This window comes from Aquabacter cavernae, from assembly GCF_003993795.1.
GTDB lineage: Bacteria > Pseudomonadota > Alphaproteobacteria > Rhizobiales > Xanthobacteraceae > Aquabacter > Aquabacter cavernae.
The window spans coordinates 77500-91024 of sequence record NZ_RWKV01000003.1 but is presented as its reverse complement, the minus strand read 5'-3'; the positions used below and the strand labels follow the sequence as shown (position 1 = coordinate 91024).

General features: G+C 68.9%; 12 protein-coding genes. 6 read left to right on the top strand and 6 right to left on the bottom strand.

Going from position 1 to position 13525, the window contains the following annotated elements:
* Window positions 1-5: 5 nt before the first annotated feature.
* Both ppdK and EJJ38_RS02195 read right to left on the bottom strand, forming a co-directional pair.
* Window positions 6-2681, bottom strand: coding sequence for a pyruvate, phosphate dikinase (gene ppdK, locus EJJ38_RS02200; RefSeq protein ID WP_127088483.1), 2676 nt, complete (start codon window positions 2679-2681; stop codon window positions 6-8).
* Window positions 2682-2780: 99 nt separating this feature from the next.
* On the bottom strand, window positions 2781-2921 hold the full coding sequence (locus EJJ38_RS02195) for a DUF3096 domain-containing protein (RefSeq protein WP_127088482.1): 141 nt from the start codon (window positions 2919-2921) through the stop codon (window positions 2781-2783).
* 198 nt (window positions 2922-3119) lie between these two features.
* Between EJJ38_RS02195 and EJJ38_RS02190 the strand changes: the two genes are divergently transcribed.
* From EJJ38_RS02190 to EJJ38_RS02180, 3 genes are all read left to right on the top strand, one after another.
* Window positions 3120-3974: an MBL fold metallo-hydrolase gene (locus EJJ38_RS02190; protein WP_127088481.1), complete on the top strand. Its 855-nt coding sequence runs from the start codon at window positions 3120-3122 to the stop codon at window positions 3972-3974.
* 41 nt (window positions 3975-4015) lie between these two features.
* Complete coding sequence (locus EJJ38_RS02185; RefSeq protein WP_127088480.1) at window positions 4016-4465, top strand: DNA polymerase III subunit chi; 450 nt, start codon at window positions 4016-4018, stop codon at window positions 4463-4465.
* 90 nt (window positions 4466-4555) lie between these two features.
* On the top strand, window positions 4556-5170 hold the full coding sequence (locus EJJ38_RS02180) for a 2-hydroxychromene-2-carboxylate isomerase (protein WP_127088479.1): 615 nt from the start codon (window positions 4556-4558) through the stop codon (window positions 5168-5170).
* Window positions 5171-5227: 57 nt separating this feature from the next.
* Here EJJ38_RS02180 and EJJ38_RS02175 read toward each other — a convergent pair whose 3' ends face one another.
* Window positions 5228-6184, bottom strand: coding sequence for an alpha/beta hydrolase (locus EJJ38_RS02175; RefSeq protein ID WP_127088478.1), 957 nt, complete (start codon window positions 6182-6184; stop codon window positions 5228-5230).
* A gap of 89 nt (window positions 6185-6273) precedes the next feature.
* Here EJJ38_RS02175 and EJJ38_RS02170 point away from each other — a divergent pair, with 89 nt between their 5' ends.
* The 3 genes from EJJ38_RS02170 (at window position 6274) to EJJ38_RS02160 (ending at window position 8893) form a co-directional block, all read left to right on the top strand.
* Entirely contained in the window at window positions 6274-6732 is a 459-nt protein-coding gene (locus EJJ38_RS02170) for a secondary thiamine-phosphate synthase enzyme YjbQ (RefSeq protein WP_127088671.1), read from the top strand.
* 87 nt (window positions 6733-6819) lie between these two features.
* A complete protein-coding gene (locus EJJ38_RS02165; protein ID WP_127088477.1) occupies window positions 6820-7497 on the top strand; it encodes a response regulator transcription factor in 678 nt (225 codons plus the stop codon).
* A gap of 67 nt (window positions 7498-7564) precedes the next feature.
* A complete protein-coding gene (locus tag EJJ38_RS02160) occupies window positions 7565-8893 on the top strand; it encodes an AmpG family muropeptide MFS transporter (RefSeq protein WP_127088476.1) in 1329 nt (442 codons plus the stop codon).
* A gap of 198 nt (window positions 8894-9091) precedes the next feature.
* Here the strand turns inward: EJJ38_RS02160 and holA are convergent, their stop codons facing one another.
* The 3 genes from holA to leuS all read right to left on the bottom strand — a co-directional run bounded on the left by holA (window position 9092) and on the right by leuS (window position 13436).
* Window positions 9092-10111 carry a DNA polymerase III subunit delta gene (holA, locus tag EJJ38_RS02155; protein WP_127088475.1) on the bottom strand — a complete coding sequence of 340 codons (1020 nt, stop codon included), beginning with the start codon at window positions 10109-10111 and terminating at the stop codon, window positions 9092-9094.
* A 156-nt stretch (window positions 10112-10267) separates the two neighbouring features.
* The gene (locus EJJ38_RS02150) at window positions 10268-10828 is read right to left on the bottom strand and encodes a hypothetical protein (RefSeq protein WP_127088474.1); all 561 of its coding nucleotides are present in this window, start codon (window positions 10826-10828) and stop codon (window positions 10268-10270) included.
* A complete protein-coding gene (gene leuS / locus EJJ38_RS02145; RefSeq protein ID WP_127088473.1) occupies window positions 10815-13436 on the bottom strand; it encodes a leucine--tRNA ligase in 2622 nt (873 codons plus the stop codon). The genes EJJ38_RS02150 and leuS overlap by 14 nt, the downstream gene beginning before the upstream one ends.
* Between the last annotated feature and the right edge of the window lie 89 nt (window positions 13437-13525).

Sequence of the window (13525 nt, the reverse complement as noted above, 5' to 3'; positions counted from 1 at the left end):
AGGGATCAGGCCTGGCTGGCGGCCTTGCGGCCCAGCGCCGCCTGGGCGGCGGCGAGGCGCGCGATCGGCACGCGGAAGGGCGAGCACGATACATAGTCGAGGCCAATCTGGTCGCAGAACGCCACCGAGGCCGGATCGCCGCCATGTTCGCCGCAGATGCCCAGCTTGATGTCGGGACGCGACTTGCGGCCGCGCTCGACGCCGATCTTCACAAGCTCGCCCACGCCGTCCACGTCGATGGAGACGAAGGGATCCACCTCGATGATGCCCTTCTGCACGTAGGGGCCGAGGAAGGTGCCCGCGTCGTCGCGCGAGACGCCGTAGCAGGTCTGGGTGAGGTCGTTGGTGCCGAAGGAGAAGAATTCGGCACCCTGGGCGATCTCCTCCGCCCGCAGCGCGGCGCGGGGCAGCTCGATCATGGTGCCCACCTGGAAGGTGAGGGTGGCGCCGGTCTCCTGCTCCACCGCCTTGGCGGTCTTGCGGATGATGGCGTCCACGATGTCGAACTCCGCCTTGGTAGCGATAAGCGGCACCATCACTTCCGGCACCACGGCCTCACCGGTCTTCTTGGCGGCGATCACCGCCGCCTCGAAGATGGCGCGGGCCTGCATCTCGGCGATCTCCGGGAAGGCGATGGCGATGCGGCAGCCACGGAAGCCGAGCATGGGGTTCACCTCATGCAGCTCCTTCTGGCGGCGCTGGATGCGCTCCACGTCCACGCCCAGGCTCTTGGCCACATCCGCCACTTCCGCATCGGTGTGGGGCAGGAACTCGTGCAGCGGCGGGTCCAGCAGGCGGATCGTGACGGGCAGGCCCTTCATGATCTCGAACAGTTCGACGAAATCGTCCCGCTGCATGGGCAGGATCTTGGCGAGCGCGGAGCGGCGGCCCGCCTCGTCGTCGGACAGGATCATCTCGCGCACCGCCAGGATGCGGTCCGCGTCGAAGAACATGTGCTCGGTGCGCGAGAGGCCAATGCCTTCGGCGCCGAAGGAGCGGGCCATGCGCGCGTCCGCCGGGGTTTCGGCGTTGGCGCGGATCTTGAGCCGGCGCACCTTGTCCGCCCAGCCCATGAGGGTGGCGAACTCGCCGGACAGTTCCGGCTGGAGCATGGCGACCTCGCCGGCGAGCACCTGACCGGTGGAGCCGTCGATGGTGATGATGTCGCCCTTCTTGAAGGTGCGGCCGGAGACGGTGAGCGTCTGCGCGCGATAATCGATGCGCAGGGCGCCCGCGCCGGACACGCAGGGCGTGCCCATGCCGCGCGCCACCACCGCCGCGTGGGAGGTCATGCCGCCGCGCGAGGTGAGGATGCCTTCGGCCGCGTGCATGCCGTGAATGTCCTCGGGCGAGGTTTCCACGCGCACCAGGATGACCTTGCGGCCCTGGCCCTTCCAGGATTCCGCCTCGTCGGCGGAGAACACGATGGCGCCGGACGCCGCGCCGGGCGAGGCGGGCAGGCCGGTGGCCACCACGTCACGCTCCGCCTTGGGGTCGATGGCGGGATGCAGAAGCTGGTCAAGGGCGGCGGGATCGACGCGGGCGACCGCCTCCTGCTCGGAGATCAGCCCTTCGCTCGCCAGCTCCACGGCGATGCGCAGGGCCGCCTTCGCGGTGCGCTTGCCGGAGCGGGTCTGGAGCATCCAGAGCTTGCCCTTCTCCACCGTGAATTCCAGGTCCTGCATGTCCCGGTAGTGGGTCTCAAGCGCGTTGGAGATGCGCTCGAACTCCTTGAACGCCTCGGGAAGCGCGGCTTCCATGGAGGGCTTCTCGGAGCCCGCCGCCTTGCGGGCGGCCTCGGTGAGATCCTGCGGGGTGCGGATGCCCGCCACCACGTCCTCGCCCTGCGCGTTCACAAGGAACTCGCCATAGAGCGCCTTCTCGCCGGTGGAGGGATTGCGGGTGAAGGCGACGCCCGTGGCCGAGGTCTCGCCCATATTGCCGAACACCATGGCCTGCACGTTCACCGCCGTGCCCCAGCTCTCCGGGATGGAGTGGAGGCGGCGATAGGTGATGGCGCGCTGGTTCATCCAGGAGCCGAACACGGCGCCGATGGCGCCCCAGAGCTGCTCGTGGGGTTCCTGCGGGAAGGGCTTGCCCAGCTCCTTCAGCACCTTGGCCTTGTACTGCACCACCAGCTCGGCCCAGTCGTCGGCGGTCAGGTCGGTGTCGAGGGTGTAGTTGTTCTGGAACTTGTAGGCGTCCAGCAATTCCTCGAAATGGTGGTGGTCCACGCCCAGCACCACGTCGGAATACATGGTGATGAACCGGCGGTAGCTGTCATAGGCGAACCGGCGGTCGGCGAGCTTGGCCACGGCTTCCACGGTCTCGTCGTTGAGGCCGAGATTGAGCACGGTGTCCATCATGCCGGGCATGGAGGCGCGGGCGCCGGAGCGCACGGAGACCAGAAGCGGGTTCGCGGGATCGCCGAAGGTCTTGCCGGTGATGGCGCCCACCTTGGCGAGCGCGGCGGCCACATCGCCCTTCAGCTCGGCCGGATAGGTCTCGCCATGCGCGTAATAATAGGTGCAGACCTCCGTCGGAATGGTGAAGCCGGGCGGAACGGGCAGGCCGAGATTGGCCATTTCGGCAAGGTTCGCGCCCTTGCCGCCCAAGAGGTTCCGCATGTCGGCTTTCCCTTCGGCCGTGCCGTCGCCGAAGGAGTAGACCCATTTCGTCATCTTTGGAGATCCCTTGGGGTGTTCACGCTACGCGGGGAGACAGCGCGGTTGCTTTAAACCCTGGCGCCCGCTCCTTCAACTCCGCCGTATACAAAGAACTCAGTGCGGCACGAGCCCGAGGATGCCCACGAGGATCAGATAGACCGCCACCAGCACATTCAGCAGGCGCGGGAAGAGCAGGATGAGGATGCCCGTGACCAGGGCGATGACGGGCGAAATCAAGACGATATCAAAGGTCATGGCAGGCTCCGAAGGGGTCCATGGTGGCTGGACGGTCAGATAAGGGCGCACGCACGGCCCCGGTTCCCGGCGCCCCTCACGCCGCTGTGAAATGCCGCATCATTGCGCCGGCGAAGGCTTCCCGGCGAAACTCAGCTTGACGTTGGATCAAGTCCCGCCGGCCGAGGGCGGACGGGGCTCCGCAGGAAAGGGGCACCCATGGGCTGGACGGGTCACCTGGCGATCCTGAGCCTCGCGCTCGGCCTGCTGGCCGCGCCGGGCACGGCCCGTGCCGAGCCGGAGAAATGCCCGCGCATGGTGGCGCAGGCCCCCTCCCCCTTCCGCACGGCCATGGCGCTGAAGGAACAGGCGAAGCTGTGGCGCGCCGCCGCCCCGGCCGGTCTCCAGAATGCGGCGGTGGAAGGCGGCCAGGTGGCGCTCACCTTCATCGGCCACGCCACCTTCCTCATCGAGAGTCCCAAGGGCGTCACCATCGCCACGGACTATAACGACTATATCCGCCCGCGCGGGGTGCCCCTGGTGGTCACCATGAACCGGGCGCACGACACCCACTACACCGACAATCCCGACCCCGGCATTGCCTATGTGCTGCGCGGCTGGAACCCGGACGGCGGCGCGGCGCAGCACGAAATCACCGTGGAGGATGTGTGGGTGCGCAACGTGCCCACCAATATCCGCAACGGCGCGGCCACCCTCTATGACGGCAATTCCATGTTCGTCTTCGAGGTGTCGGGCCTGTGCATCGCCCATCTCGGCCACCTGCATCACCTGCTCACCCCGGACCATCTGGAGGCGCTGGGCCGCATCGACGTGGTGCTGGCGCCGGTGGACGGCTCCTACACGCTGGACGTGGAAGGCATGGTGGAGACGCTGAAGGCCATCAACGCCCCGCTGGTCATCCCCATGCACTATTTCAGCGAATGGGGCCTCGACCGGTTCCTGGGGCGGCTCGGCAAGGAATATGAGGTCACCCGTTCCGCCTCGGCCACCGTCATGCTGTCGCGCGAGACCCTGCCCACAAAGCCCACGCTCCTGGTGCTGCCCGGCCGCTGAGCCCCTTGACGGGGGCGGGGCGGGCCGCGACGGTGCGCGCCGTGACCGAGATGCTCTTCTACCATCTGGAGCGGCGCCCCCTGGAGGATGCCCTTCCCCTGCTGCTCGAAAAGAGCCTGGAACGCGGCTGGCGCTGCGTGGTCCAATGCGCCACGCCCGAGCGGCGCGATGCGCTCGATGCCCATTTGTGGACCTATAGCGACGCCTCCTTCCTGCCCCACGGCACCGATGCCCAGCCGCGCCCCGAGCGCCAGCCCATCCTGATCGCCCTCACCGAGGCCAATCCCAACGCGGCCACCGTGCGCTTCCTCGTGGACGGCACGGACATCGCCGACGCCGCGCCCTATCAGCGTGTGGTGCATATGTTCGACGGGCGGGACGACGAGCAGGTGGCCTCGGCGCGGGAGAAATGGCGGCGCGCCAAGGCCGAGGGACACGCCCTCACCTATTGGCAGCAGGACGAAAACGGCCGCTGGGTGCGCAAGGCCTGAGGCCATCAAGGCTCATATGTGGCATATGGGAGTTCGGCCCAGCGCCGCAGTCTGCCGCAAGACGGACGCAAACCGGAGGGAGCCCAAGGCATGTCGCGGACCATCGAATATTTCTTCTCCTTCGCGAGCCCCTGGTCGTTCCTCGGCCACGCCCCCTTCATGGAGGTGGTGGCGCGGCATGGCGTCGAGGTTGACTATGTGCCCGTCAATCTCGGCCCCGTCTTCGCGGAAACCGGCGGCCTGCCGCTCGCCAAGCGCGCGCCCGCCCGCCAGCGCTACCGGATGATGGAATTGCAGCGCTGGCGCGTGAAGCGCGGCGTGGATTTCCATCTGGCCCCGCGCTTCTGGCCGTTCGATCCCTCCACCGCCGACCGGGCGGTGATCGCCGCCCTCGCCCACGGGCCGGTGGACGGCCTGCTGGCCCGCCTCTATTCGGCGGTGTGGCAGCGACAGGAAAATCTTGGCGACCCGGCGGAACTGGCCCGCATCATCGATGAGATGGGCCTGCCGGGCGCGGCTATCGTCGCGGACGCCCAGGGGGAGGCGACCGGCGCCGCCTATGAGGCGAACCGCCAGCGGGCGCTGGATGCGGGCATGTTCGGCGCCCCCTCTTATGTGCTGGAGGGCGAGGTGTTCTGGGGCCAGGACCGCGTCGAGCTTCTGGACGACGCCCTCTCCAGCGGCCGCGCGCCCTTTACCGCCTGAGCGCGGCGCCGCGCGGGTTCGAGCGCTTTCCGCTCGAACGCAAATTATGGAGCCGCCTCACAATCCATCCAGGAAGGCGTCGGCCCGCGCATTGGCGGCGTCCGCCGCCGATCCCGGAAAGCGGTTGAACACATGGGCGCCGCCGGGCGCGACGATGAGTTCGGCCGCATTGCCCGCCGCGAGCCAGCGGGCGGACATGAAGAGCGTATCGTCCAGCAACGGGTCCTGCGTGCCCACCGCGAACAAAGCGGGCGGCAGGCCGGACAGATCCGCCAGGAGGGGGGAAACGTCCGGATCCTCCACGCCGCCGCCGCCCGCCAGATAATGGGCGACGAAATTCTCGATATCCCTGGTGTTCAGCACCAGCGGCGTCTCGCCCCACCGCCGCACACTGGGGGTGAGGCGCAGATCGAAGCAGCCCGCGGTGAGCAGGGCGCCGCGGAACGGGGACACGCCGTGCCGGTCCCGCAGCCGCACCAGCACCGCAGCCGCAAGGCAAGCCCCGGCCGATTCGCCGCCGATGACGAGCCGGTCCGTGCCGAAGCGCTCCTGCGCCACCTTCGCCAACCACAGGGCCGCCGCCTCGCAATCGTCCGGTCCCTGGGGATAGGGATGCTCGGGAGCGAGGCGATAGCGCACGGAGACCACCGCATAGCCGGTGCGCGCCACGATGCGGTCATTGCCCGAATCATTCTCGCGCGGCGAGCCGATGCACCAGCCGCCGCCATGGAAATGCAGATAGACGCCCTTCGGCGCCTCCTCCGGCCAATAGATGCGCAGCAGGATGGGGCCGTGCGGTCCCTCGATCATCTCTTCCCGGGCGCGGCGGCTTTCCGGCGGCAGGGGGAAGGGCCCGCGCCCCTCCAGCCGCGCCTGGCGCATGATTGCGGGGGGAATGGCGCTGCGGTTCGCGATGGCCGACAGGGCCCGGATGACGGCCTGATTGACCATGCGCGTGTCGGCGGCCACGGCGTCGGCCGCGAAATCCGCGCCGGAGATGGTGATGCGATCCATTTGCCTCGCCTCGGGTTCGTGGCAGAGGGAAAAGCGCCGCGCCCCTGCCGTCAAGGGCGACGGCCCCCAGGGAGGCGCCCTTGTCCGTGATGACACGCACCCACGCCCGCACGGCGCGGATCGATTTCCACGCCGAGGCCCGCCTCACGGTGCGCACGCCGGGGGAAGGCTTCACCGACCTCACGCGGGAGGTCCGCGCCTTCCTCACCGAGATCAAGGCGGGCGAGGGCATGGCCTACCTGTTCTGCCGGCACACCTCTGCCTCCCTCACCATCCAGGAAAATGCCGACCCGGACGTGCGCACGGACCTCATCACCGCCTTGCGCCTGCTGGCGCCGCGCGACCACCCCTGGGTGCACGATCTGGAGGGGCCGGACGACATGCCCGCCCATATAAGAACCCTGCTGTCGGACACTCAGCTTGCCATTCCGGTTTCGCAGGGGCGCCCGCTGCTGGGCACATGGCAGGCGGTCTATCTGGTGGAGCACCGCGCGCGGCCACATGAACGCGAGGTGGTCCTTGCCTTTTCCGGCGCCGCCACGACCTGATTCGCGGCTTGCCACGTCGCGCCCCGGCCCCAAGAATGGCGGCGGGTGATTCGCGGGGCGCCTTACCCTTTGGCGCCGAGGGGGAGCATGCGCGTGGGAGACGAGGTCGCCAATGCCGTCCGGCTCGTCATCGCCGATGACCATCCCCTGTTCCGGGGTGCGCTGCGCGAGGCGGTGACGGCGCGCTATCCCGCCAGCGAGATATTGGAGGTGGGCACCTTCGACGAATTGCACGCTCTGCTGGAGCGGGATTCGGAATTCGATCTGGTGCTTCTCGACCTCACCATGCCCGGCGCGCGCGGCTTTTCCGGCCTCATCTATCTGCGCGCGCAGTATGCGGCCGTGCCGGTGGTGGTGGTCTCCGGCAATGAGGAGCCGGCGGTAATCCGCCGCTGCCTCGATCTCGGCGCCTCCGGCTTCATTCCCAAGACGCTCTCGACCACCGGCATGCGCGACGCGGTGGCCGCCGTCATGGCGGGCGGCACCTGGGCGCCCGCCGACATCAATCTCGCCGGCCGCCAGGATGCGGAAACCGACGCGGTGATCGCCCGGCTCGCCACCCTCACCCCCCAGCAGGTGCGGGTGCTGATGATGCTGTCCGAGGGGCGGCTCAACAAGCAGATCGCCTATGAGCTGTCGGTGTCCGAGGCGACCGTGAAGGCCCATGTGTCCGCCATCCTCCAGAAGCTGGGCGTGGAAAGCCGCACCCAGGCCGTGATCGCGGTGTCCAAGGTGGAAAGCGGCCTGTGGGCCGCCCAGGGCTGAGCCGCCCGCTGATCCGCCCGCCGAGCCTTCGGCATCATCGCGCCCCGAAGGAGAGGTTCGCCCGAACATGAGCGCCCCCGCCACCGAACGCCCCGTCTCCCGCTTCGAGGCCATCACCGTCTATTTCCGGCCGAGCGTGCTGGTGGTGATCCTGCTGGGCTTCTCCTCCGGCCTGCCGCTGGCGCTCACCGGCACCACGCTCTCGGTCTGGATGACGGAAGCGGGCGTCAATCTCGGCACGATCGGCCTGTTCTCGCTGGTGGGCCTGCCCTACACGCTGAAATTCCTCTGGGCGCCGGTGGTGGACGCCATCGACGTGCCGGTTCTCTCGCGCCTGCTGGGGCGGCGGCGCGGCTGGCTGCTGGCCACCCAGTTCGCGCTCATCGCGGCCATCCTGTTCCTCGGAATCCAGGACCCCGCCCACGCGCCGATGGCCGTGGCGCTGGGCGCGGTGTTGCTCGCCTTCGCCTCGGCCACCCAGGACATCGTGGTGGACGCCTTCCGCGTGGAGCGTCTGGACACGTCCGAACAGGCGGCGGGCATGGCGGGCTATGTGGCCGCCTATCGCATCGGCATGCTGGTGTCGGGGGCGGGCGTCATCGCCATCGTGGCCACGGTGGAGACCACCGGCATCGCCCGCGACGCGGTCTGGATGTGGGGCTATGTGGCCGCCGCCGCCTTCATGGGCGTCGGCATCCTGGCGACCCTGCTCGCCCGCGAGCCCGAGCCCCCGCCCGCCCGCGACGGCACGGGGGAAGGCGCGCTCGGCCGCGTCGCCGCCACCGCCTATGGCGCCTTCGCCGAATTCCTCTCCCGCCCGCAGGCGGTGACCATTCTTTTGTTCGTGCTGCTCTACAAGTTCGCGGACGCCTTTGCGGGCGTGCTCACCGCGCCCTTCGTCATCGCGGTGGGCTTCGACAAGGCTACCTATGCGGCCATCGTGAAGGGCGTGGGCCTCGCGGCGGCCCTGGCGGGCGGGTTCGCGGGCGGCGTCATGGCGCGGGCGGTGCCGCTCGTCACCTGCCTGTGGATCGGCGGCGTGCTGCAGATGCTGTCCAACCTGGTCTTCTCCGCCCAGGCGCTCATCGGCGTGAACGTGCCCTTCCTCACCGGGGCCATCATCGTGGAGAATTTCTGCGGCGCCATCGGCACGGTGATCTTCGTCGCCTATCTCTCGGCCCTGTGCGGGGCGCGGGCGCACACGGCCACCCAATATGCCCTGCTCACCGCGCTCACCGCCGTGGGCCGCACTTTCCTCGCGTCGGGCGGCGGGTTCGTGGCGGAGGCGACAGGCTGGCCGCTCTTCTTCGTCATCACCACGCTGGCGGGCATTCCCGGCCTGATCCTGCTGGCGATGCTCCAGCAGCGGCGGCACTTCCTGGGGATGGAGCGGTAGGGGCGGGCGGGATTCGATTTCGCGGCATTACTGGGCGCCGTTTCCCCTTCCCCGCTTCCCCCTCCCAACCCTCCCCCGCAAGCGGGAGAGGGCTTTACCCGGCGATACAACGCTAAGCCCCCTCTCCCGCTTGCGGGGGAGGGATGGGGAGGGGGCAGGCACGGTAGAATTAGGAGACAGGGGCCGACGCCCCCGCCCTCAGCCCTTCCGCCGCCCCGCGATCTGGAGCACGGCGCGTTCGCATACGGCGTCGCCCAAAGCCGCGTTGCGGCGGCAGGCCAGGATGGCCTCGTCCACCATGAGCAGCGCCCGCATGCACTGGCCGGCGGAAAAGGTGCGCAGCGCCCGGTCCAGATGCGGCTTGCGGGAAAAGTGAACCGCCGGCTTCTGCTGCTCGATCACCCGCTCGATGGTGGCGCCGTTCTCCACCGCCAGGGCCATCTGGTGCAGGGAGGTGAGGCCGCGCAGCAGCGCGCCCAGAACCGCGTCCGCGCGCGTCGCCGCCCCGCGCGCCTTGGCGAGGGCGGTCGCCGCCGCAGGCGCATTGCCCGCCAGGGCCGCATCCACCACATCGTCCAGGGCGAGAGCGGAGGCATCGCCCACGATGAGGCGCACATCGTCCAGCGTGATGCGCCCCTGCCCCTGCGCATACAGAGCGAGCTTCGCGATCTCGCCCCGCGAGGCGAGGCGATCGCCGCCGATCAGCGACACCAGCAAATCCTTCGCATCCCGGTCGATGGAGAGGCCCGCCTCGGAGAGCATGGTGTCCACCAGGCGGGCGAGGTCGCGCTCGCCGTCCGCATAGCAGGCGATGGCGAGCGCCGCCTTGCTGGCCTCGCACAAGGCGCGCAAGGGGGCGCCGCGCTTCAGGTCGCCCGCCTCGATCACCACAAGCGCCGCGCACGGCTCCGCCAGCAGCGGCTCCAGCGCCGGCACGATGTTGCGGCTGCCGGCGCGCACCCACACCACCCGCTCCCCGCCGAACAGGCCGATGGTGCGGGTCTCGTCCATGAGGCGGCGGGGGTCGGAGGCGATCTCGTCGCCCTCCAGGCGGACCACGGCGAAGGGGTCGGACGTGTCCGGCACGGCGCGCTTCACGACCGCGCTCGCGCGCTCGCGCACGAGGCCCGTGTCCGGGCCGAACAGAAGAATGACCGGGTGCTTGCCGTCGCGCCGGGTAAGCGCGGTCTCGGCATCGGCCGGGCGCACCGCGACCATGGCGCTCGTCTCCCATGACGGCGTTTCCGAGCGGCGCATACGGCGATCCGCAGGAAGGAAACGCGGTAAAGCAAACAGGTGAGGTGCTTCGATGCGTCCTTTAAGACGCGAAGCACACAAGGAGACCGGCAGGGCCCAAGAGCCCCGCCGCAAGGATCAGCTTCCGGCCTGCTTCACGAAATAGGCGGCCAGCTGGGCCTTGATCATCTCCGCCAGCGTCCCGCCCGCGCGCCTCTCGGCGTCGCGCGTGGCGCTGTAATTGGCGAAGCGTTCCTGGCTCACGTCGATGGAGGCGGAGGAGGCCGCCGAACCCTTGGTGACGGGCCCCTTGGCCTCTTCGCCCGCCCGCAGGAGCACCCAGTCGCTGGAGACGCGCACCACCTTCGCCTCGGGCAGGCCCGAGGAGGTGTTCACGATGGCGTAGGTGGAGGTGGACTTCACCTTCATCACGAGCTTGTAGGGCGCACCCGCCGGATTTCCCGCGCCGCCGGTGAGATTGAAGATCAGGTCGTTGCGGAACTCGTTGCCGAGTTCGCCCTCGATCTTCACCACCTCGATATTGGACAGCTGCTCCTTCAGCCCCGGCCCCGCCTGCGGCGTGCCGGTGGCGTACATGGGCTGGAAGCAGCCGCCCAGAGCCCCGGCCAGCGCGAAAACGAGCGCGACACGGGCGAGGCGGAGGCGGGGGAGCGGCGCGGCGCGATCAGGCGACAACATTCACGATCCTCTGTGGAACCACGATGATACGCTTCGGCGGGCGCCCGTCGAGAGCGCGCTGGATGCTTTCCAGGGCCAGCACCGCCGCTTCAACCTCGGCGGGCGTGGCGGACAGCGGCACCTCAATGTCGTCGCGCTTGCGGCCGTTGATCTGGATGGGCAGCGTGATGGTGTCGCGCTTCAGCAGCGCGGGGTCCGCTTCCGGCCACGCGGCCTCCGCGGCGAGCCCGTCATGGCCGAGCACGCCCCAGCACTCTTCCGCAAGATGGGGGACCATGGGGCCCACCACCCGCGCCAGGATGTCGGCGGCCTCGCGCAGGGCGAAGTCGAGCCCGTCCCCGGTGCCGCCCGCGCGCGCGGCAGCGATGGCCTGCCCGAACGCATTGGCGAATTCATGCACATGGGCCACGGCCACGTTGAAGCGCAGGCGCTCCACATCATCCGCCACCGTGGCGGCGAGGCCGTGGGAGGCGCGGCGCAGCGCGGTCGCTTCCTTGCCGAAGGCGGCAGGCGCCGGGGCATCGGCGGGCGCCCCCAGTTCCACCGCCTCGGTGACGAGGCGCCAGACGCGCTGAACGAAGCGCCACGCGCCCTCGATGCCCGCCTGGGTCCATTCGCTGTCGCGCTCGGGCGGGGTGTCGGAAAGCATGAACCAGCGGGCACAGTCCACGCCGTACGTGTCCGCCACCACTTCCGGCGGCACCACGTTGCGCTTGGACTTGGACATCTTCTCCGGCGGGCCGACCACCACGTCCTCGCCCGTGTCCACCTTCACCGCCTTGCCGTTGCCCAGGAGCTTCACCTCCTCCGGGAACAGCCAGCGGCCGGCCTGGTCCTTATAGGTCTCGTGGACGATCATGCCCTGGGTGAACAGGCCCGCGAAGGGCTCGGTCACATCCACCCGGCCGCACGCCTTCAGCGCCCGCGTGAAGAAGCGGGAATAGAGCAGATGCAGGATCGCGTGCTCGATGCCGCCGATATACTGGTCCACCGGCAGCCAATGGGCCACCGCGCCCTTGTCCAGAGGCCGCTCGGTGTTGTCGCTGGCATAGCGCAGGAAGTACCAGGACGAATCCACGAACGTGTCCATGGTGTCCGTCTCGCGGTGCGCCGGCGCACCGCATTTCGGGCACGGCACGTCGCGCCACGCCGTGGCGCGGTCCAGCGGATTGCCGGGGCGGTCGAAGGTCACGTCGTCCGGCAGCTTCACGGGAAGCTGGTCGCGCGGCACCGGCACCGGGCCGCAGGCGGCGCAATGGATGACCGGGATGGGGCAGCCCCAATAACGCTGGCGGGAAATGCCCCAGTCGCGCAGACGGAAATTCACCCGGCGCACGGCCTGGGGCTCCTCGGCGATGCGGAAGCGCTCCAGCTGGCGGGCCACCGCCTCCTTGGCGTCCGGAATGCTCATTCCGTCCAGGAAGCGGGAATTGAACAGCGTGCCCTCGCCGTCATAGGCCTCGTCGCCGATGGCGAAGCTGCCGGGATCGGTGTCGGGCGGCAGCACCACGGGCACCACCGGCAGATGGTATTTGCGGGCGAAGTCCAGGTCGCGCTGGTCGTGGGCCGGGCAGCCGAAAATGGCGCCCGTGCCGTAGTCCATGAGCACGAAATTGGCCACATACACCGGCAGCGTCTGGGTGGGATCCAAAGGATGGACCACGGTCAGGCCGGTATCGTAGCCCTGCTTTTCCTGGGTCTCGATGATCTCGGCGGAGGTGCCGCCCTTCTTGCACTCGGCAATGAAGTTCGCGAGCGCCGCATTGTCCCGCGCCAGCGTCTGGGCGAGCGGGTGGTCCGCCGACAAGGCGAGGAAGGACGCGCCGAACAGGGTGTCGGGGCGCGTCGTATAGACCTTCAGGGTCTCGCTGCCCGCCGCCTTCGCGCTCGCCTTGGACAGCTCGAACAGGACTTCCAGCCCTTCCGAGCGGCCGATCCAGTTGCGCTGCATGAGGCGCACGCGGTCGGGCCAGCGCTCCAGGCCGTCAATGGCGTCCAGAAGCTCCTGGGCGAAGCCGGTGATGCGCAGGAACCATTGGGAGAGCTTGCGCCGCTCCACCACCGCGCCCGAGCGCCAGCCGCGCCCGTCGATTACCTGCTCGTTGGCGAGCACGGTATTGTCCACCGGGTCCCAATTGACCTCGCTCTCCTTGCGATAGGCGAGGCCCGCCTCCAGGAAGTCCAGGAAGATGCGCTGCTGCTCGGCATAATAGGACGGGTCGCAGGTGGCGATCTCGCGGTCCCAGTCCAGCGACAGGCCGAGCAGCTGGAGCTGCTCCTTCATGGAGGCGATGTTTTGGTAGGTCCATTCCTTGGGATGGATGCCGCGCTCGATGGCGGCATTCTCCGCAGGAAGGCCGAAGGCGTCCCAGCCCATGGGATGCAGCACGTTGAAGCCGCGCATCCTCTTGTAGCGGGCCAGCACGTCGCCCATCACATAATTGCGCCCATGGCCGATATGGATGCGTCCCGACGGATAGGGGAACATCTCCATCACGAAGAATTTCGGGCGCGGATCGTCGTTGCGGGCGCGGAAGATGCCGCGCTCGCGCCAGATCTTCTGCCACCGGGGCTCGGCGTCGCGGGCGTTGTAGCGGTCTGCGGTCATGGTTCTCGTGCGGGTCCCAAGGCACCGGGACGAGGGATGGATCGTCCGTGGCGCCGTCCCGAGAAGGGATGGAGCGCTTTCGGCAGATC

Excerpts from the sequence above, each read along its gene's own strand:
- ppdK (WP_127088483.1), bottom strand. The coding sequence starts at position 2,681 with ATGACGAAATGGGTCTACTCCTTCGGCGACGGCACGGCCGAAGGGAAA.
- EJJ38_RS02195 (WP_127088482.1), bottom strand. The coding sequence starts at position 2,921 with ATGACCTTTGATATCGTCTTGATTTCGCCCGTCATCGCCCTGGTCACG.
- EJJ38_RS02190 (WP_127088481.1), top strand. The coding sequence starts at position 3,120 with ATGGGCTGGACGGGTCACCTGGCGATCCTGAGCCTCGCGCTCGGCCTG.
- EJJ38_RS02180 (WP_127088479.1), top strand. The coding sequence starts at position 4,556 with ATGTCGCGGACCATCGAATATTTCTTCTCCTTCGCGAGCCCCTGGTCG.
- EJJ38_RS02175 (WP_127088478.1), bottom strand. The coding sequence starts at position 6,184 with ATGGATCGCATCACCATCTCCGGCGCGGATTTCGCGGCCGACGCCGTG.
- EJJ38_RS02170 (WP_127088671.1), top strand. The coding sequence starts at position 6,274 with ATGACACGCACCCACGCCCGCACGGCGCGGATCGATTTCCACGCCGAG.
- EJJ38_RS02165 (WP_127088477.1), top strand. The coding sequence starts at position 6,820 with ATGCGCGTGGGAGACGAGGTCGCCAATGCCGTCCGGCTCGTCATCGCC.
- EJJ38_RS02160 (WP_127088476.1), top strand. The coding sequence starts at position 7,565 with ATGAGCGCCCCCGCCACCGAACGCCCCGTCTCCCGCTTCGAGGCCATC.
- holA (WP_127088475.1), bottom strand. The coding sequence starts at position 10,111 with ATGGTCGCGGTGCGCCCGGCCGATGCCGAGACCGCGCTTACCCGGCGC.
- EJJ38_RS02150 (WP_127088474.1), bottom strand. The coding sequence starts at position 10,828 with ATGTTGTCGCCTGATCGCGCCGCGCCGCTCCCCCGCCTCCGCCTCGCC.
- leuS (WP_127088473.1), bottom strand. The coding sequence starts at position 13,436 with ATGACCGCAGACCGCTACAACGCCCGCGACGCCGAGCCCCGGTGGCAG.